21 protein-coding genes are annotated in these 17,707 nt (G+C 39.5%); 13 read left to right on the top strand and 8 right to left on the bottom strand.

Annotation, left to right across the window (positions count from 1 at the left end; genetic code table 11):
* Positions 1 to 5 precede the first annotated feature (5 nt).
* The 3 genes from YYK_RS06860 to YYK_RS06850 all read left to right on the top strand — a co-directional run bounded on the left by YYK_RS06860 (position 6) and on the right by YYK_RS06850 (position 2,266).
* Entirely contained in the window at positions 6 to 695 is a 690-nt protein-coding gene (locus tag YYK_RS06860; protein WP_012027514.1) for a 5'-methylthioadenosine/adenosylhomocysteine nucleosidase, read from the top strand.
* Positions 696 to 893: 198 nt separating this feature from the next.
* Positions 894 to 1,739: a pyridoxamine kinase gene (locus tag YYK_RS06855; protein WP_012028411.1), complete on the top strand. Its 846-nt coding sequence runs from the start codon at positions 894 to 896 to the stop codon at positions 1,737 to 1,739.
* On the top strand, positions 1,736 to 2,266 hold the full coding sequence (locus YYK_RS06850; RefSeq protein WP_012027512.1) for an ECF transporter S component: 531 nt from the start codon (positions 1,736 to 1,738) through the stop codon (positions 2,264 to 2,266). The genes YYK_RS06855 and YYK_RS06850 overlap by 4 nt, the downstream gene beginning before the upstream one ends.
* Before the next feature lie 518 nt (positions 2,267 to 2,784).
* Here the strand turns inward: YYK_RS06850 and YYK_RS06845 are convergent.
* On the bottom strand, positions 2,785 to 3,537 hold the full coding sequence (locus YYK_RS06845) for a hypothetical protein (protein WP_012027511.1): 753 nt from the start codon (positions 3,535 to 3,537) through the stop codon (positions 2,785 to 2,787).
* A gap of 383 nt (positions 3,538 to 3,920) precedes the next feature.
* On the opposite strand from YYK_RS06845, the gene YYK_RS06840 reads away from it, so the two are divergent.
* The 8 genes from YYK_RS06840 (at position 3,921) to YYK_RS06805 (ending at position 11,894) form a co-directional block, all read left to right on the top strand.
* Positions 3,921 to 6,497, top strand: a complete 2,577-nt coding sequence (locus YYK_RS06840; protein WP_014917290.1) for a pneumococcal-type histidine triad protein — start codon at positions 3,921 to 3,923, stop codon at positions 6,495 to 6,497.
* 90 nt (positions 6,498 to 6,587) lie between these two features.
* Positions 6,588 to 6,971, top strand: coding sequence for a PH domain-containing protein (locus YYK_RS06835; RefSeq protein ID WP_002936200.1), 384 nt, complete (start codon positions 6,588 to 6,590; stop codon positions 6,969 to 6,971).
* 77 nt (positions 6,972 to 7,048) lie between these two features.
* Complete coding sequence (locus tag YYK_RS06830; RefSeq protein WP_002936201.1) at positions 7,049 to 7,642, top strand: YitT family protein; 594 nt, start codon at positions 7,049 to 7,051, stop codon at positions 7,640 to 7,642.
* Between the two features lie 432 nt (positions 7,643 to 8,074).
* On the top strand, positions 8,075 to 9,619 hold the full coding sequence (gene cshA, locus YYK_RS06825) for a degradosome RNA helicase CshA (RefSeq protein ID WP_012027508.1): 1,545 nt from the start codon (positions 8,075 to 8,077) through the stop codon (positions 9,617 to 9,619).
* Positions 9,620 to 9,763: 144 nt separating this feature from the next.
* Positions 9,764 to 10,042 (top strand): autorepressor SdpR family transcription factor, encoded by a 279-nt coding sequence (locus YYK_RS06820; protein ID WP_002936205.1) that lies wholly within the window; start codon positions 9,764 to 9,766, stop codon positions 10,040 to 10,042.
* On the top strand, positions 10,029 to 10,631 hold the full coding sequence (locus YYK_RS06815) for a DUF1648 domain-containing protein (protein WP_012775273.1): 603 nt from the start codon (positions 10,029 to 10,031) through the stop codon (positions 10,629 to 10,631). Before YYK_RS06820 ends, YYK_RS06815 begins: the two co-directional genes overlap by 14 nt.
* 111 nt (positions 10,632 to 10,742) lie before the next feature.
* Positions 10,743 to 11,150 carry a GNAT family N-acetyltransferase gene (locus tag YYK_RS06810; RefSeq protein WP_012027506.1) on the top strand — a complete coding sequence of 136 codons (408 nt, stop codon included), beginning with the start codon at positions 10,743 to 10,745 and terminating at the stop codon, positions 11,148 to 11,150.
* Positions 11,151 to 11,282: 132 nt separating this feature from the next.
* Positions 11,283 to 11,894, top strand: coding sequence for an FMN-dependent NADH-azoreductase (locus YYK_RS06805; RefSeq protein WP_012028406.1), 612 nt, complete (start codon positions 11,283 to 11,285; stop codon positions 11,892 to 11,894).
* An 11-nt stretch (positions 11,895 to 11,905) separates the two neighbouring features.
* On the opposite strand, the gene YYK_RS06800 is transcribed toward YYK_RS06805, so the two are convergent.
* From YYK_RS06800 to YYK_RS06775, 6 genes are all read right to left on the bottom strand, one after another.
* Complete coding sequence (locus tag YYK_RS06800; RefSeq protein WP_012775272.1) at positions 11,906 to 12,274, bottom strand: potassium channel family protein; 369 nt, start codon at positions 12,272 to 12,274, stop codon at positions 11,906 to 11,908.
* Positions 12,264 to 12,533, bottom strand: a complete 270-nt coding sequence (locus tag YYK_RS06795; RefSeq protein WP_012775271.1) for a GIY-YIG nuclease family protein — start codon at positions 12,531 to 12,533, stop codon at positions 12,264 to 12,266. Before YYK_RS06795 ends, YYK_RS06800 begins: the two co-directional genes overlap by 11 nt.
* The gene (locus tag YYK_RS06790) at positions 12,523 to 13,272 is read right to left on the bottom strand and encodes a tRNA1(Val) (adenine(37)-N6)-methyltransferase (protein ID WP_014917289.1); all 750 of its coding nucleotides are present in this window, start codon (positions 13,270 to 13,272) and stop codon (positions 12,523 to 12,525) included. Before YYK_RS06790 ends, YYK_RS06795 begins: the two co-directional genes overlap by 11 nt.
* Positions 13,273 to 13,499: 227 nt before the next feature.
* Positions 13,500 to 13,751, bottom strand: a complete 252-nt coding sequence (locus tag YYK_RS06785) for a hypothetical protein (RefSeq protein ID WP_012027500.1) — start codon at positions 13,749 to 13,751, stop codon at positions 13,500 to 13,502.
* 9 nt (positions 13,752 to 13,760) lie between these two features.
* Positions 13,761 to 14,015: a hypothetical protein gene (locus YYK_RS06780; protein WP_012027499.1), complete on the bottom strand. Its 255-nt coding sequence runs from the start codon at positions 14,013 to 14,015 to the stop codon at positions 13,761 to 13,763.
* Positions 14,016 to 14,028: 13 nt separating this feature from the next.
* Positions 14,029 to 14,295 carry a hypothetical protein gene (locus tag YYK_RS06775; RefSeq protein WP_014636473.1) on the bottom strand — a complete coding sequence of 89 codons (267 nt, stop codon included), beginning with the start codon at positions 14,293 to 14,295 and terminating at the stop codon, positions 14,029 to 14,031.
* A 201-nt stretch (positions 14,296 to 14,496) separates the two neighbouring features.
* Here YYK_RS06775 and YYK_RS06770 point away from each other — a divergent pair, with 201 nt between their 5' ends.
* Entirely contained in the window at positions 14,497 to 15,588 is a 1,092-nt protein-coding gene (locus tag YYK_RS06770; RefSeq protein WP_012027497.1) for a cystathionine gamma-synthase, read from the top strand.
* A gap of 3 nt (positions 15,589 to 15,591) precedes the next feature.
* Entirely contained in the window at positions 15,592 to 16,752 is a 1,161-nt protein-coding gene (locus YYK_RS06765; protein ID WP_012027496.1) for a MalY/PatB family protein, read from the top strand.
* 31 nt (positions 16,753 to 16,783) lie between these two features.
* On the opposite strand, the gene YYK_RS06760 is transcribed toward YYK_RS06765, so the two are convergent.
* Entirely contained in the window at positions 16,784 to 17,623 is an 840-nt protein-coding gene (locus tag YYK_RS06760) for an AraC family transcriptional regulator (RefSeq protein ID WP_012775269.1), read from the bottom strand.
* Positions 17,624 to 17,707 lie beyond the last annotated feature (84 nt).

Raw genomic sequence — 17,707 nt, 5'->3', positions numbered from 1 at the left:
AAGAGATGAAATTTGGAATTATCGCAGCCATGCCTCAGGAATTAAAGATTTTGGTCGAGCATCTACAAGATGCAACTGAAATCGATGTCTTGGGTCGAACTTACTATCAGGGACGAATCGGTCAACATGAAGTCGTTCTTGTTCAGTCAGGTATCGGTAAGGTTATGTCAGCTATGTCCGTGGCTGTTTTGGCAGATCGATTTTCGGTTGATGTCATTGTCAATACAGGTTCGGCAGGAGCTGTTGCTGAAGGTATTGCCATCGGTGATGTGGTTGTAGCGAATCAATTGGCTTACCACGATGTGGATGTGACGGCTTTCGGCTATGCTTACGGGCAAATGGCAGGGCAGGAATTGTATTATCCAGCCGACCAAGTCTTGTTAGAACAGCTAAGAACCGTTTTAGCAGAGCAGGAAATGATTAGCCATGTGGGTCTGATTGTGACAGGTGACAGTTTTATCGCAGGTCAGGAGAGAATCGCTACAATCAAAACTCATTTCCCAGAAGTCCTTGCCGTAGAGATGGAAGGAGCAGCTATCGCTCAAGCAGCTGTCAATACAGGTAAGCCATTCTTGGTTATCCGTGCCATGAGTGACACAGCTCAGGGAGATGCCAATATCACCTTTGATGAATTTATCATTCAAGCAGGAGAACGTTCTGCCCAGACCCTGATTGCCTTTCTGGAGAAATATTAAACAGAATTTGACAACAATACATTGAAGAGGATGACAGTAGCAAAGAGTTGTTGCTGTTTTTCTTATGTAATAATTTGAGCCTGGTGTTGCAAGGTTTCAGCTATCTGTCCCCATACAGTTGCGGATATGTAAGATTGAAAAATGTATGATAATCCTTTACAATTTTGTTTATGAAAAATAATTTAGGAGGTAGTTATCATGCAGCGATTATTGCTTGCGAACGACTTACCTGGTGTTGGTAAGGTTGCACTAGCAACTAGCATCCCAATTGCAGCAGCTTGTCAGGTAGAAACAATGCTTTTACCTACAGTTCTTTTATCCTCACACACAGGCGGTTTCCCAGATGTTGTCATTGAAGATATGACTGACTTGAATCAAGCCTATTTTGAACAGTGGAAGAACTTGAATTTGGAGTTGGCAGGCATCTTGTCTGGCTACTGTAGAAATCCTCAGCAACTAAGTCAATTGGCTATGTATGCTAAACAAACAGAGACACCATTGATTGTAGATCCGATTATGGGTGACAGTGGAAGACTGTATACAGGTTTTACATCATCCTATGTAGAGGCCATGAAAGAATTGACTCAGTCGGCCCAGCTCATTCTTCCGAATATAACAGAAGCTTCTCTATTGACTGGGAGAAACTATTTGGGAGATTCCTACGATATTCATGATATTGAGGACTTACTGGAAGCTTTAGCAGAGCAGGTATCCGCAGATATTGTACTGACAGGGATTTCCTTTGATGATAGCCAAATAGGTGTAGCCTATTTTCAGCAGGAAACAGGGGAAATAACTACCTATATGTCTAAAAAATATCCAGCAAATTTCTTTGGAACAGGTGACATTCTATCTACCTTGTTGGCTGTAGCAACCATCCAACAAATCAATCTCCATCAAGCTATCCCTCTAGCTTTAGATTTTATCGATAAGAGTTTAGAGCGTACCCTTGCTTTGGATAGAGACTTGAAATTTGGGATTTCCTTTGAACCTTTTCTAGCAGAATTACAGCAGGCATTTCAAATATTAAAGGAGAAATTATGAAACAGAATCAATTGCGTCAATTAACAGAAATTAGCCTATTTGCAGCCCTTATTTGTGTGGTTGTCTTCTTTATTCGTATTCCTTTTGGGAGTCAATTTGTCCATCTAGGCAATGCTCTGGTGGTAGTAGGAGTACTAATCTTTGGTGCCAAAAAAGGGGCGCTGGCAGCCTCACTCGGTCTAGGAATCTTTGATTTACTGTCGGGATATGCCTCCGTTGCTTGGATTACCATTCTAGAATCACTCATTGTCTGTTTTGTCCTACACTTATTTTATGAGAAATTCCTACAGGCAAACGATAGTCTATCAAATATTATGTTGGTTGGGATAGTTGCAGCCCTCACAAAAATTATCTTGAACCTGTTGAAGTACACATTGACGGGTAGTTTAGTCGGTGGACTAACGCCATCAGTATTATTTTTAGCTGCTTTGGGTAGGATTTTAGGAACCTATGGCACTGCAATTACGACCATCATTGCTGTACCTATTCTTTATCAGGTATGTAAAAGGTTATATAAGAGAAAATAATTTATATTGGTGACATTAGTTAAATTCAATATGCAAAAAAGGTCAGAAGGACTACACTGTAAGTGATGAAACAAACAGGAGGTTATACTCTACGAAAATCAAAATTATCCGTTGTCAACTTGCCTTGATGAACTCCAGTTCTATCTTCGGCTTCGTTTCCTAGGCTACTTTTGATTTTCATTGAGTATTAGTACAAGTTCTTTCAAATATCGTCACAATGTTGTCCTATCTATAGTAGAGACAAAAATAAAAGCACAGACAATTCGGCTGTATTTCATCAAAATTAGCTTGAATCTATCTGTGTTTTTATTGGCTAGTTCTTATGCTCATGTCTATTGCATATTTTTTAGAGCTCGTCAATAGAGTGGGTTAGTTTTTCCGGCGATGACTAACATCATTAACTCATCAAGCACAAAGCCCTCACTAAGATTATACACCTAGTGAGGGCTTCATATTTATTTTCATTATTCTGTGGGTGAGGTCGGAACCATCAGGGATGACTTTCCCAGCTTTTTTTATTATTTTTCTAAAGTAAATTCTTCATTTCCGTTAATAATGGTGGTATTTCCCTTGCGAGAATAGGAAATAATATCTTTTACGGAAATATCGTATGTAGTCAGCTGTTTGATTGCTGCGTCATTAATTTTTGTAATGGTCACAGTATGGAAGAGCTGATCGACGTCTCCTTCGAAAAAGGTAGCAGAGATAGTACCAGTTTCTTGATTGTATGTGGCACCTAGTTCTTTAGCATATTCGTCTTGGTACTTATGAAATTCTTTTTCCGCCTCAGCTTGTGTAGGTAGAAATGATTTCAATTGCTTTTCATAATCTGCTCCGAGAGCGGTTGTTAAGTATTCTTCTACGGAAATTCCCAGAGAACTTGCTTCTTTTTGTGCTTCCTCTAACATTACCTTGTAAGCTTGATCCAAGGTTAATTTTGCGATTTTAGGAATATCAAAGCTTGTTGTAGCGGTGAAGACAGCTTTCTTATCTACGACTGTCATCGTATAAGTTGCGTCAATCCACGTTTTATCAATACCTGGAAGTTGATTTTGCAATTCCTTGATACTGGTTTCGACAATATCTTGTTCAGCTTGGGAATTACGCCACGTACCGCTAATGTTGCCACTGTTGTATTTGAATAATGCAAGACAGGCAAAAAATACGATAATAGTGGTAAAGAGTGTGATAATAATTCTAAGGACGCGATTACGTTTCTTTTTCTGTTCCGCAACGAGTTCTTCGAAAGTTTGAGTAGATGTATTTTCCATATATTCTCCTTTTATTTCCCTATTTTTAATATACTATAGTTTGTTTGCTTTGTCAATGATCGTAGGGATGGAAACATGCAATCCGCATGAAGAAAAAGGTATGTAACTATTTTCTTGTTGTATGCATTTTTTTAAGGTTTTTGTAAAACTTGCACTTTAACAAGGATACCCCCATTTCCAAGGCTATTATATTACATTTTTTCTACTAAAAACTGACAGCAGTCGTGAAAATATGGTTTATAAAACAAATTTTTCATGCGTTTGTCGTGGAATGGAAAATTTATTCACGAACAATCATTGTCAGTTGTTTTTTCTTGCAAAAATCAAAAATAAAATGTATACTAGTTAATTGTTAACTGGTTAATGAGCTTAGGAGGACAAAAATGAAAAAGAAAACAACCTTATTTGCCTTGACAGGCATTATCCTATCTTGTCATCTTTTTTTGGCGGGTTGCCAAAAAACAGAGAATACTGCAATAAATCATCAAGATGTTCAAAGTAGCAATATCTCAAAAGTAGATGAAAATACGATTGTAGTGTCTGAAATTAAATCTAATGGCTATATGCGTCTATATGGAGAAGAGTCATACTTTTTTGAAGGTCCGATCCCGTATGCGGCACACTTTTTAAAAGATACCCTTCCAGATTCTGATTATAAATTGAATAAAGAAGATATTCAGTATCAGCTAGAGAAAGGTTATATTATAAAAGTAAATGAGCAGTACTTCTACTATCCCAAGGATAAATATGCTAATGTAATTTCTATTTCTGAAGCTAAGAAACTCACCAAAAATCAAAAGAAACCTACTTCTCAAGCTAAAAAAGGGGTAGCTGGTGTTGATTATCCTACGGATGATGGATTTCTTTTTGAAAATGAAGGTCAAATTCTTTCAAAAACGGATGAGGGACTGGTCTTAGAACATAATGGTCATTCACATTTTATCTTCTATAAGGATTTAAAAGAAAGCAAATGGTCCTATCTGGTACCCAAAGAGTACATTGAGAATAGCCAATCCAGCTCGCATTCCAACGCAAAGCAAGCGAAGCTATCACAAACTTTTGATGATGGTTATGTATTTGATCCGAAGGATGTAGTGGCTGAAGATGCGAATGGCTATACGGTACGTCATGGAGATCATTATCATTATATTTGGAAATCAAGTTTGCAATACGGACAAGGAAATACTGGGGAGACCATTGGAAAAAAGGGACAGATTACTGTTCTTGATAATCATTCGTTGCATACTCCGACCACAAGAAATAATTTCGTCCCACTCAAGTCTACCACAGAAAAAGGGCATACTTCCACTCAGTCTAATTCAAAGAAAGCTTTCCCAGGTATTGATTATCCAACAAGCGACGGTTTCCTTTTTGATGGTAGCGGAGTCCAAGGTCAAACAGCGTTAGGGTTACTCATTGGCCATGGTACTCATACTCATTTACTTCCGTACAGTCATTTGATAGGAAGTCCGTGGGAGTCTTATATTCCTACTCAGTATTTAGAGACTGCTAGAGCAGAATACCATTCGTCAACTTCCACTCAAGTTAATGTAGAAATTCCGTTGTCACCACAAGAAGGTGGGAAACCTAACTCAAGTGTAGAAGAAGAACGAGAAGCTAAAAAGAGCTACCTAGCCGAAAACCTGCATGTTTCAAAAGCAAAAATCAAGGTGATAGAAACAGATGCAGGACCTGCTTTCGTTTACCCTCATGGTGACCATTCTCATACAATCTTGATTGAGAAAGTTGAAGTTGGAAAACCAATCGAAGACCCTCACGGTGACCCACATGCTCATGATAAAATTGGAATGGCTACTTTAAAACAATTAGGTTTTGATGATGAGATTATTGAAGATATTTTGCATGCTACGGCCGATACTCCTTTCCCATCTAATGAAACAGATTCCGAGAAGATGAGAGAGTGGTTAAAAACGGTAAAATATCTAAATATTGGTCAGCGAAAAGATCCGCTAAAGAGAGCCGGTCTGGACTTGATGCCAAATGTTGAAGTGTTAGGGATTGGTTTTACGCCAATTGATGATGTAAAACCTATCTTGCAATTTAAAAAATTGAAACAATTATGGATGACTAGCACAGGCGTTAAGGATTATCAATTTTTGAAAGAAATTCCAACATTAGAGGGAATTGACTTATCACAAAATGGTGTTTCTGATTTGGGCTTTTTGGAAGAATTTCCAAACTTAAAAGTAGTTTCTGCTGCAGGAAATGACATTGAAGATATCACTATTCTAGCTAAATTAAAAGCTTTGGAATCTTTAAATTTAGATCATAATAAAGTGACGGATTTATCCCCATTAGCAGATTTGTCACAATTGACAGCTGTTAGTTTAGATAATAATCGTATCACAGATTTATCTGCGCTTCAAAACAAGAAGAAGTTAACCCGTTTGTATATATCACAGAATCCTCAATTGGATATATCAACTCTAAAAACAGAGAATTTAGAAGAACTGACAGCTAATGAAAGTAATGTAAAAGATCTTCAGTTTGTAAAAAACAATCCAAATTTAACTAGTCTTACTCTTAAGAATAATAAGATTACTGAATTACAAGGGATAGAAGAAAATGAAAAATTAGTAAATCTGGATGTAGAGGGGAATCAAATTAAGACTTTGGAAATAGAGGGTAAACAAGAATCGGTTGTTCGATTAAATGTTGCAGATAATCAATTGAAGAATTTAGAAGGAGTCAATGATTACAAAGCCTTAGAAGACCTGAATGCTTCAAAAAATGATATTGAAACACTTGCCATTACAGAGCCGAATAAGACTTTGAAAACAATTGATGTGAGTGAAAATCACATTCCGAAGGAAGAATTAAATCTAAATGATCAGAAGATCCCATCTGCGATTGCAGAACATTTTCCAGCAGTTGAAGGTGGCAGTATTGAGAACAATCAACCTAAAGAAGTTGATAAGGAAGCAAAGGTAAGCGAGTAATTCTCATGTTTGGTAAAGACCTAGTGCCTAAGATAGTCAACTAGTAGCTTTTTGTGTTATACTATAGAAAAATACCAAAGGAGTCATATTATGGGACTATTTTCAGGTTTACTAGGCAATGCCTCGCAAATGGATAATGATAAGATTGAACAGGAATTGGAGCATGTTCTACTGGATAATGAACAGGTTGAGATGGCATTTAGTCTGGTTCGTGATCTGATTGTTTTTACAGAATATCGATTGATTTTGGTCGATAAGCAAGGAATGACTGGGAAAAAGGTATCTTATAAATCGATTCCTTACCGCTCGATTTCACGTTTTACGGTAGAAACCTCTGGTCATTTTGACTTAGATGCTGAGCTGAAAATATGGATTTCATCGGCTGTTGAACCTGCTGAAATTCTTCAGTTTAAGAGCGATAAGAGTGTCATTGCTATTCAAAAAGCTCTGGCTTCAGCTGTCTTAGGAAAATAGGAAAAAAGTACAGAAAGTGGCTATCCGCTTTCTGCTTTTTTTGATATACTAAGGTGGACTGTTTGTGAGGAGAGAATATGACGCAGATAAAATGGAGAGACTGCTTATTGATATGTTTTGGGGCAATCCTATATGCCCTTGTTTTGAATATGCTCATCATTCCACATGAATTTGGCGAAGGTGGGATTACTGGTGTTACCCTACTTTTGTTTTATACGACAGGGATTGAAACAAGTCTGTCCAGTTTTGTTTTGAATGGGATTTTGATTGTATTAGCCTATCGCTTTTTGAGTAAGTTAACGGTTTTCTATACTTTCTTAGCGGTTGCTACTATGTCCTTAACCATGCATTATACGACTTTTCTGCAAATAAAATGGTTGCCCCTGATTCCCTCTGCTCTCTTGGCGGGATTGGTGACAGGTTTATCAATGGCTCTAGTCATTTATGGAAACGGGTCCACGGCAGGAAGTGATATTATTGCATTGTTGTGTAATAAATATTTCAAATGGAAGATTTCCACCGTTATTCTCATTTTTGATGTATTTGTGGTAACTCCTTTGGCTTTTAAAATTGGGCTTGTAAAAACATTTTGGACATTGGTAATGGTTGTCATTATCAGTAAAAGTTTGGACTGGTTCTTGCAAGCATTGAAAAAGAATAATCATAAATAAAAATACAAGAGAAACCTAGTTGTGCATGTATAACTAGGTTTCTCTTTTCTTATAGTCGAATGAATTAATACTCAATGAAAATCAAAAACAGACTAGGCGACGCAGATGCAGATAGAACTGAAGTTCATCAAATCAAGTCAACAACGTCTGATTTTGATTTTCGAAGAGTATAACTTTCAGACAAGGAGCTGGTACTAGAGTAGGGCAAACCGAAAGTATCGATGTATCAAAGCTAATTCAAATGTCTATAAAATGATGGACTCCTCATGAAAACGTATTATTGACTTTTTAAAGGTAAATATTAACTATTATTGTTAGATTGTGTTATACTTGGTAAGTTGCAAATCCAATATCAGTGGTTCGACCCTGATATCTTGTTACAAAAAAGTTAGATAAGGTAGCTTCGCACTGCCTTTTAGAAAAGAGAATACATTGAAATTTACAGATTTACAATTATCAGAAGATATTTTGCTTGCCGTTGAGAAGGCTGGTTTTGAAACGCCGTCACCAATCCAGGAGCAGACCATTCCGCTTGCTCTGGAAGGAAAAGATGTGATTGGTCAAGCGCAGACGGGGACAGGGAAAACTGCAGCCTTTGGTTTGCCAACCCTCAACAAGATTGATACAAACAATCAAGCAATTCAATCCTTGATTATCGCCCCAACGCGTGAGTTGGCGGTGCAGAGTCAGGAAGAGCTTTTCAAATTTGGTCGTGAAAAAGGAGTAAAAGTTCGCTCTGTTTACGGTGGTTCTAGCATTGAAAAACAAATCAAGGCCCTTCGTTCTGGTGCTCACATTGTTGTTGGTACACCTGGTCGTCTCTTGGACTTGATCAAACGTAAAGCTCTCAAGCTTGACGGTGTTGAAACCCTTATTCTTGATGAGGCTGATGAAATGCTCAACATGGGCTTCTTGGATGATATTGAAGCCATCATCGAACGTGTGCCAGAAAGCCGTCAAACTCTTCTGTTTTCTGCAACCATGCCAGAGCCAATCAAGCGTATTGGTGTCAAATTCATGAAAGAGCCTGAGCACGTTAAGATTGCAGCAAAGGAATTGACTAATGTCAATGTTGACCAATATTATCTTCGTGTCAAAGAACATGAAAAATTCGACACCATGACACGCCTCATGGACGTTGACCAGCCAGAATTGTCTATCGTCTTCGGTCGTACTAAGCGCCGTGTTGATGAATTGACTCGTGGTTTGAAACTGCGTGGCTTCCGTGCAGAGGGTATCCACGGAGATTTGGATCAGAATAAGCGTCTTCGTGTTATTCGTGACTTTAAAAATGACCAGATTGATGTCCTCGTTGCGACGGACGTTGCGGCGCGTGGTTTGGATATTTCTGGTGTAACGCATGTCTATAACTACGATATTCCACAGGATCCAGAAAGCTATGTTCACCGTATCGGTCGTACAGGTCGTGCGGGTCAATCAGGTCAGTCTATTACCTTTGTTTCGCCAAACGAGATGGGCTACTTGGCTATTATCGAAGATTTGACCAAGAAACGCATGAAAGGGCTCAAGCCAGCGACAGCTGAAGAGGCCTTTGAAGCCAAGAAAAAAGTTGCTTTGAAGAAGATTGAGCGTGAAATGGCGGATGAAACCATCCGTAACAATTTTGATAAGTTCAAGAAAGATGCTATTCAGTTAGCGGCTGAATTTACCCCTGAAGAGTTAGCGCTTTATGTATTGACCTTGACTGTTCAGGATCCAGAAAGTCTGCCAGAGGTAGAAATTGCGCGAGAAAAACCATTACCATTCAAGTTTGCACCTGGTCAAGCCAAGGGTAAAGGTGGACGTGGAGGTCGCGACCGTGATCGCGGAGGACGCCGTGGTGATCGTAACGACCGCAACCGTCGCGATGACAAGTTCAAGCGCGATAACCGCCGTCAAGACAACAAAAAACCACACCAACGCACATCAAGTGAAAAGAAAACAGGCTTTGTGATTCGCAATAAAGGGGAGAGATAAGCCGGATTTGACAGACCATAAAGAGTGGTCTGTTTTTTTTGAAATCTATTTAGAAAATAATCGAAATAGTTCTTGACAAACAATAAAAACAGAGTATAATTCTATTTAGAAATATTTCTAAATAGATGGACAAGGAGGCTTATTATGGGATTGTCTGAAACCTTGAAGGCAATTTCTGCTCCTATTCGTAGGCAAATTCTAGATAGTCTTAAGTCGGGGCCGAAGTCTGCTGGGGAAATTGTAGAACAATTTCAATTAACAGGAGCAACAGTTTCTCATCATTTATCCACTTTGAAAAAAGCTGGATTAATTTTGGAGGAAAAGCAGAAAAATTTTATTTATTATCGTCTAAACTATACGGTCTTTGAAGAAGTCTTGGTTTGGATTGCAAGTTTTGGAGGGCAACAAGATGAAGAAAATTGACATAAAAACCTTATTTGCAACTTCTGGTATATTCCTACTGATTGCTTTATTGACGATTTATTACTATGGAGCATTGCCAGATACCATGGTAACGCATTTTGGCGTAAATGGTGAGCCAAATGGCTCTATGGCTAAGTATATGGTGACAATTTTGACACCGCTACTATTCTTTTGTGTTCACCTATTTATTTGTGTGCTTTATGATGTGAAAGGGATAGGGAAAACACCAGTCATTCGAGTGTTCAAATGGCTTTTTCCGCTACTGGCTCTCATCATTCAAGTTTCTTTACTCTGGTATAATTTAGGCGGAGAATTGGATTACCGTAGGCTTGTCATTGGACTGCTGGCTATCGGCTATATGGTAATAGGGAATTATTTACCCAAGGAGGAATTGGATAGCAAGACCAATGAAATAGAACGAAAGGGAAGAAAGCAGTCAGGCTATCTCTTCATTATTGGTGGGTTATTGCTGCTAGTTAGTCTATTAGGCTCACCAACCCTATCTATCCTTGTGCTGATTTTGTTTGGTACATCTGTCATAACCTTGAGTCTCTATTATTTTTATCGTCGTTACAAAACTGCTTCATAATTGGAGCAGTTTTTGTTATACTAAATGTAGCAAAACAGGAGGAAAGACCATGGGCGTTTTAACAATGGACAAAGCCTTTGTATTCTAAAAAACAATACAAAGGAGAAAGACATGATTACTTACAAACAAAATCCTCAACTCGATTTTCAAGCTGTCCTTGACGTCTATGCTTCTGTAGGTTGGACAGGATATACTAGCCGTCCAGAAATGCTAGAGAAGGCCTTGGAACATAGTCTGCTCGTTCTTGCTACCTTTGACGGTGACCGTCTAGTGGGTCTCTTGCGAGCAGTTGGCGACGGGCATTCAATCGTTTTTATTCAGGACATCTTGGTCCTACCAACCTATCAGCGACGAGGAATTGGGCGTCAGCTTTTGGAGCAGGCCGTTACCCACTTTCCGGGTATTTATCAGCTTCATCTCTTGACGGACAATACTGAGAAAACACGGTCTTTCTATGAGGCAATTGGCTTTACAGCCGTTGATAGCCTGGACTGTGTCGCTTACACCTATTTAAAATAATAAAACAATCTAAAAAAGCAGAGGCTGGGAGACCAGCCTTTTGCTTCGAGCAAATGATTTGAATTTCAAATCAAAAAGAGTAGAATATATTTATCAATAATTAGTAATAACGGATAACAAAGGAGAGAACCAATGGCAAATCTATTAATCGTAAAAGCCCACCCACTTGACGCACAAAAGTCCTACGCCTTGCGGGCTTTGGAAGAGTTTCAAACACGGTACGCCAGTTTGCACCCAGAAGATCGGATTGAAATAGTAGATGTCTTTGAGGACCAAATACCAGCTTTGGATAAGCCCTTGTTAGAGGCTATGGGAGCAGCTAAAAGAGGCGAAGCTATCAGCCCTGAACAAGCAGAGCAGTTGGGCCGCTACAATGCCTTGACCCAACAATTTCTTGCAGCAGATAAGATTGTCGTGGTCAATCCCCTTTGGAACCTCAATGTGCCAAGTCAATTAGTGTCATGGATCAATACCATTAACGTTGCAGGACTGACATTCAAGTATGGACCTGAGGGCTCTATCGGTCTGGTCAAGGGCAAAAAATTGTTGCACATCCAGTCCAATGGTGGTGTTTATGCAGGTCAAGATCCAGCTGCCCAATATATCAAGTCTATCTTTGAGTTTCTTGGATTTGAAGACATTCATCAGGTCTTTATCGAAGGGCAATCTGCCGATCCAAGTCAGTCTCAGGTTATTTTTGAAGAGGCAATGGCTAAAATTGATCAGATTTTGGAAAGCTATTAAAAAACTGGTTCCTAAGAGCCAGTTTTTTGCTTGTCCTGTTTGATTGCTAAAGAATAATGCTTGCTGACCTCGGTATAGTAGCTGACGACTAATCCAGACAGGCTCCCCAAAAAGAGAATGCCGTAAATAGCTAAGATAATGCTGATAATCCGTCCAAAAGCAGTGGTGACCAGCATATCTCCATAGCCAACAGTCGTCGCCGTTACAAAGCTGTACCATAAACTATCACCGTAGCTGGTAAAATCAGGCTCCAACCAGAGTAGCAAACCAGCTGCTAGAAAGATAAAACTGAAAAAGGAAGTGAGAAAAGTGGCAAAACCAGTCACTCTCAAGATATGCCAAATGATGCGAAGGCGGTGGATATGTTTTTTATTTTGCATTTTCTTGTTTTCTTTCTGCAATATAATCTAATTTACTCTGCCGACTGCGTTTCTTAAACAAAGCCTCGGCAGACATAGCTTCCTGTTTGCTGTCAAAGTCTTCCTGATAGAGCAGGCTGACAGGCAAGCGTGCGCGGGTGTACTTGGCCCCTTTCCCACGATTATGGGTAGCAAGTCGCTTCTCCACATCAGTCGTATAACCAGTATAAAGACTTCCGTCGGCACATTCCAAAACATACAAGTAGGCCTTATTTTCCATAATAAATCTCACGAATGGCAGGTGTATAGTCGCCGTTTTCCTCATGGACAACCAGAGGTGGCAGGATGTGCAGCCCGTCCACCGAGCCGTCCTTGATAGCCTCAATCAGCAACATATTGGCCTCCTTGCTGGCCTTGGGATAGACAAACTGGATGCGTTTGGGAGCCAATTTGTAGGTTCTTAGTGTGTCTAAAATATCTAAAAATCGGTCGGGTCTGTGAACCATGGCCAAGCGACCATTGGACTTGAGCACCTGTTGGGCCACCTGACAAATGCTGTCTAGGTTGGTTGCAATCTCATGTCTGGCTAGGAGATAATGCTCGCTTTCATTGAGGTTTGACTCTTTATCCACCTTGAAGTAGGGAGGATTGCAGAGCATCAAATCAACCTTGGACCGTAGGTCATATTGGGGTAGATTTGCCAAGTCGTCATTGATAACCGAAACCTGATCCTCCAGACCGTTGAGGGCAATGGAGCGGCGGTTCATATTCGCCAAGTGTTCCTGCAACTCGACCTGAATAATCTGAGCCTTGGTGCGTGTAGAAGCAAAGAGACCCACCGCCCCATTTCCACTACAAAGGTCAACAATCAACCCCTTCTGAGCAGGCATTTTTGGAAACCGCGAAAGAAGAACGCTGTCAATCGAGTAGCTAAATACCTCCCGATTTTGAATAATCTGAACATCTGTCGAGAAGAGCTGGTCAATCCGCTCTCCGTCTAGTAAATCAATTTTTTGCATAGGTATATTATACCATCTTTGAATGAAAATCACTGTTTATTTTGAAAGAAAAGAGGCTGGGCAAAAAGCCCTGGCCCACTTCTCAGTGTTCGTGTCAACATCTCAGCGCAGTGGTTGATTGGCAGATTTGTTCGTGTTTTACACTCCAAATCTGACCTAATCAACTGTGCGGGGGTGGGAATACGAACTCTTTTTGACTTAGTCGAGTTCTTTCCCACTCCCAACTCTTAAACAAAAAATTCTACCCAAGCTCCAACAAGCAAGAAGGCGATACAGAGATAGATTTGCCAATTTGCTTTTAAGGTCCATTCTTTAGACCAAAAGGCACTACGGGCAGTACCAACAGTAGCAAAGAGCAAGAGTGCAAGCCAGAGGCTAGGTCCCTTATTTAGCCACTCCCCGATACTTCCTAGAAACAACAATATCATCAGATAAAAATTCAAACTCCGATAATATTCTTTATTAAATTCCTTAAACATATAAAATCCTCACAATACAAAGAAGGAAATGATTATCCAACTAGCAATCAATCCAATCGTCAGATAAATTTGCCATGTTTTTTTTATCCAGCTACGTGACTTAAAGAAAGCTAGATAACCAGCATAAAGTCCGACTCCAAGCTTGAGAAAATGGATAAACCAAAACGGTCCGTTTACAGCAGCATAAATCACTTGTAGGATACAGGCAAGAGACAAGTAAAATTCCCAGGTCCGATAGAATGCTTTATTGAATTTCTTAGACATAGTAAACTCCTTTCTACTTACCTAAAATAAATCTCAGATAAACAATCACTACAATCAATCCGATATAGAAGATGTAACCCATGCGAGTGAGCTCCTTTTCTTCTTTGAAGAAGAATACCCAAATGGCATTGATAAAAATAATCAGACAGGCTAGTAGGCTATACCATGCAGGAGTTTGGGAAGGGTCTAGCAAAATGTCTGACAGAAAAAAACAAGTCCAAAAAATCATAGAATAGAAGGCACTATACCGATAGAAATGCTTGTTAAACTGGAATTTCATGACAATCACCTCTCTTTCTTTTATTATATCAAATAAATTATAGGTTTAAAAGTATTTATTGGTAGATCCAGTATGGATATTGTTATAAAGAAAAACTATAACAAAGCTTGCTATTTTTCTATAAGTATTTTTGGATATTTTTCACACCAAATCTCCTATTTCATGCTAGACTATATTGTAAGTTAGATTGGAGTAGATGTTATGACAGATTATAAGATTGATACGATTTTAGCGCATACGGGCATCAATAGCGATGAGAGAACAGGTGCCTTGATTTCCCCTATCCACCTTTCGACGACCTATCAACACCCTGAGTTTGGTCAATCGACAGGTTATGACTACACGAGAACAAAAAATCCGACACGTGCCAGTCTAGAGACGACTTTGGCAGCTATTGAAAAGGCCGACTATGCCCTAGCAACGAGCTCGGGAATGGCTGCTCTGGTCTTACTTTTTAATGGTTTTCCTGTAGGGAGTCAAGTGGTAGCGGCGCGTGATTTGTACGGTGGTTCCTTCCGCTGGTTCAATGAGCAAGAGAGTATCGGTAGATTTCAATTTACCTATGCAAACACCGAGGAGGAGCTGATTGCAGCCATCACCGAAGAGACAGACTATGTTTATCTGGAGACACCGACTAACCCACTCATGGTGGAGTTTGACATCGCTAAGGTTTCGGCTATCGCCCATGCCAAAGGTGTTAAGGTGATTGTCGATAACACTTTTTACAGCCCTATTTATCAAAATCCACTTGTTCTAGGAGCGGATGTTGTCCTACATTCAGCAACCAAGTACCTATCTGGGCATAATGATGTACTAGCTGGCGCTTTGATGACCAATGATCAAGCCCTATATGATAAGCTCTTTTATGACCAAAATACATCGGGTCCAACCCTATCTCCACTGGATTCTTACTTACTCATGCGTGGACTCAAAACCCTCTCGCTTCGAATGGAGCGGGCGACACAAAATGCTCAGAAAATTGTTGCCTATTTGGAGAAGAGTCCAGCAGTCAAGCAAGTTTACTACACAGGAAAAGGTGGGATGATTTCGGTTAAGGTGGTAAATGAAAGTCGGATTCCCCATATTCTCAACACCCTGAAAGTCTTTACCTTTGCTGAAAGTCTGGGTGGAGTAGAGAGTCTGATTACCTATCCAGCCACTCAGACCCACGCAGACATTCCAGCTGAAACCCGTCATTCTTACGGTTTGACAGATGATTTGCTTCGTCTGTCTATTGGTATAGAGGATGCGGAAGACTTGATTGCAGATTTAAAGACAGCCTTGGAGGGATAAGATATGACACAGTATAATTTTATAGATAGTCCGAATCGTCTATCCCAGCATGCGGAAAAATGGAGACAAGTAGAGACGGATAAAGAACTCTTACCCTTGTGGATAGCAGATATGGACTTTGAGCCTCTACCAGAAATTCGCCAAGTTATCCGTGACTACGCAGTTCATCACGTTTTTGGTTATCCCTATGCTAGTGACAGCCTCTATCAGTCTATTATTGACTGGGAAGATAGACAGCATGGCTATAAGATTGAAAGAGAGTCTATTCTACTCATTGAAGGAGTTGTTCCTGCCTTATCTGTGGCTATTCAATCTTTGACAGAAGAAGGGGATGCAGTCCTAATTAATACACCTGTCTATCCACCCTTTGCGCGGACTGTAAAATTAAACAATCGTCAGTTGGTGACCAATTCACTAGTTGATGTAGATAGTATTTTTAGGCTTAATCTTGACCAGCTTGAAAAGGACATTGTAGAGAATCAAGTGAAACTCTATATTTTCTGTAATCCCCACAACCCAGGTGGTAGAGTTTGGACAAGAGAGGAAGTGTTGGCCATTGGACGTCTTTGTCAGAAACATGGTGTTATCCTTGTCTCAGATGAAATACATCAAGATTTGACCTTGTATGGTCACAAGCATTATTCCTTTAACACAGTGGATGAAAGTTTTAAAGAGTTTTCAATCATCTTATCATCTGCGACCAAGACCTTCAATATCGCTGGTACAAAAAATAGCTTTGCAATCATTGAAAATCCAAGTATTCGCAAGACTTTCGCTAAGCGTCAATTGATAAATAATCAGCACGAGATTCCAACGATTGGCTTGTTAACCACAGAAGCTGCTTTCACTTATGGAGATGAGTGGTTGAAGGAGTTGAAGGTTATTTTGGAGAGAAATATAGACTTTGTTGAGGAGTATTTGACAACCCATACAAGGATCAAGGTCATGAAGCCTCAGGGAACCTACCTCATCTGGCTTGATTTTTCTGCCTATGAATTAGAGTATGCGGAGCTCTTTGATATTCTTCATTGTAAAGCGAAGTTGATTTTGAATGATGGTTTGACCTTTGGTAAGGAAGGTAAGCACCATGCACGTCTGAATGTAGCAGCACCATTCAACATGATTGAAGAAGCCTGTCAGCGACTTGGTAAGGTTTTTGGATAAAGAAATAAGGACTAGGTGTGAGTAAAATCACCTAATCCTTATTTTTTTGTGTTTTTCTAAATTCTGTCGGGCTTATATGGAAATAATTTTTGAAGGCCGCGCTGAAGGTGAGAGGGTCTTGGTATCCGACAGAATAGGCGATTTCAGTGATACTCCGAGAAGCATCTTCTAATAGTTGGCAAGAACGATTCATTTTTACTTGTAAAATATAATCTTTGATAGAATAGCCAGTTTCCTGCTTAAAAATTTTATAGAGATAGCTTCGGCTTAAAGCTAGAAAATCTGCTATTTCAGAAACTTTAATTGGATGGGCATAGTGGTTATGGATCATCTTGATGGCTTGCTGAACATAGTGCTTGGTTTGTGTTTCAGGCTTAATTAATGTTTCACTGGGAAATTCCTCTATGAGTGCTGCTAAGAGTTGGTTGAGGTAGCCAATTAAGACCAATTCTGTGATAGAGGGGATGGGATGCATCTGAACATGGTTAATCTGATGCATGTAGCCTAGAATTGGTGACTCTAGATTGGAGTGGAGGTAGTAGTTTTCTAGCAGTTGACTTTGATTAAGTAGGTCTTTTGCTCGTGAACCACTAAAACCAACCCATACATAGGTCCACGGGTCTATATCATCAGCTTGATAGAAAATGGAAACATCCTTTGGCAGAATAAACAAATCACCTGCAGCAAGATAGCTTGTTTTTCCGTCAACAAGAATTTTTCCTCTTCCTTTTGTAATAAAATGTAGGACAAAATTATCACGGATAGTAGGACCGAAGGAATAGCCCTTGTCACATTGTTCGGCACCGTAATGGTCTACATTTAGGTCAAAATTATGACTATCCAATTCATTATAGATATTTAGAACATTCATTTCAATCCTCCTAGGAAACATTATAACATGTTTTAAATACAAAAGACCATTAAATAAAGCGTTTTCATTTTGTACAATAAGACC

This window comes from Streptococcus suis S735, from assembly GCF_000294495.1.
Taxonomy (GTDB): domain Bacteria; phylum Bacillota; class Bacilli; order Lactobacillales; family Streptococcaceae; genus Streptococcus; species Streptococcus suis.
This window is presented reverse-complemented; position numbering and strand designations above follow the sequence as displayed.

Excerpts from the sequence above, each read along its gene's own strand:
- YYK_RS06785 (WP_012027500.1), bottom strand. The coding sequence starts at position 13,751 with ATGTTTAAGGAATTTAATAAAGAATATTATCGGAGTTTGAATTTTTAT.
- YYK_RS06835 (WP_002936200.1), top strand. The coding sequence starts at position 6,588 with ATGGGACTATTTTCAGGTTTACTAGGCAATGCCTCGCAAATGGATAAT.
- YYK_RS06845 (WP_012027511.1), bottom strand. The coding sequence starts at position 3,537 with ATGGAAAATACATCTACTCAAACTTTCGAAGAACTCGTTGCGGAACAG.
- YYK_RS06830 (WP_002936201.1), top strand. The coding sequence starts at position 7,049 with ATGACGCAGATAAAATGGAGAGACTGCTTATTGATATGTTTTGGGGCA.
- YYK_RS06765 (WP_012027496.1), top strand. The coding sequence starts at position 15,592 with ATGACACAGTATAATTTTATAGATAGTCCGAATCGTCTATCCCAGCAT.
- YYK_RS06810 (WP_012027506.1), top strand. The coding sequence starts at position 10,743 with ATGATTACTTACAAACAAAATCCTCAACTCGATTTTCAAGCTGTCCTT.
- YYK_RS06790 (WP_014917289.1), bottom strand. The coding sequence starts at position 13,272 with ATGCAAAAAATTGATTTACTAGACGGAGAGCGGATTGACCAGCTCTTC.
- YYK_RS06860 (WP_012027514.1), top strand. The coding sequence starts at position 6 with ATGAAATTTGGAATTATCGCAGCCATGCCTCAGGAATTAAAGATTTTG.
- YYK_RS06780 (WP_012027499.1), bottom strand. The coding sequence starts at position 14,015 with ATGTCTAAGAAATTCAATAAAGCATTCTATCGGACCTGGGAATTTTAC.
- YYK_RS06800 (WP_012775272.1), bottom strand. The coding sequence starts at position 12,274 with ATGCAAAATAAAAAACATATCCACCGCCTTCGCATCATTTGGCATATC.
- YYK_RS06840 (WP_014917290.1), top strand. The coding sequence starts at position 3,921 with ATGAAAAAGAAAACAACCTTATTTGCCTTGACAGGCATTATCCTATCT.
- YYK_RS06795 (WP_012775271.1), bottom strand. The coding sequence starts at position 12,533 with ATGGAAAATAAGGCCTACTTGTATGTTTTGGAATGTGCCGACGGAAGT.
- YYK_RS06850 (WP_012027512.1), top strand. The coding sequence starts at position 1,736 with ATGAAACAGAATCAATTGCGTCAATTAACAGAAATTAGCCTATTTGCA.
- YYK_RS06770 (WP_012027497.1), top strand. The coding sequence starts at position 14,497 with ATGACAGATTATAAGATTGATACGATTTTAGCGCATACGGGCATCAAT.
- YYK_RS06760 (WP_012775269.1), bottom strand. The coding sequence starts at position 17,623 with ATGAATGTTCTAAATATCTATAATGAATTGGATAGTCATAATTTTGAC.
- YYK_RS06855 (WP_012028411.1), top strand. The coding sequence starts at position 894 with ATGCAGCGATTATTGCTTGCGAACGACTTACCTGGTGTTGGTAAGGTT.
- YYK_RS06775 (WP_014636473.1), bottom strand. The coding sequence starts at position 14,295 with ATGAAATTCCAGTTTAACAAGCATTTCTATCGGTATAGTGCCTTCTAT.
- YYK_RS06815 (WP_012775273.1), top strand. The coding sequence starts at position 10,029 with ATGAAGAAAATTGACATAAAAACCTTATTTGCAACTTCTGGTATATTC.
- YYK_RS06820 (WP_002936205.1), top strand. The coding sequence starts at position 9,764 with ATGGGATTGTCTGAAACCTTGAAGGCAATTTCTGCTCCTATTCGTAGG.
- YYK_RS06805 (WP_012028406.1), top strand. The coding sequence starts at position 11,283 with ATGGCAAATCTATTAATCGTAAAAGCCCACCCACTTGACGCACAAAAG.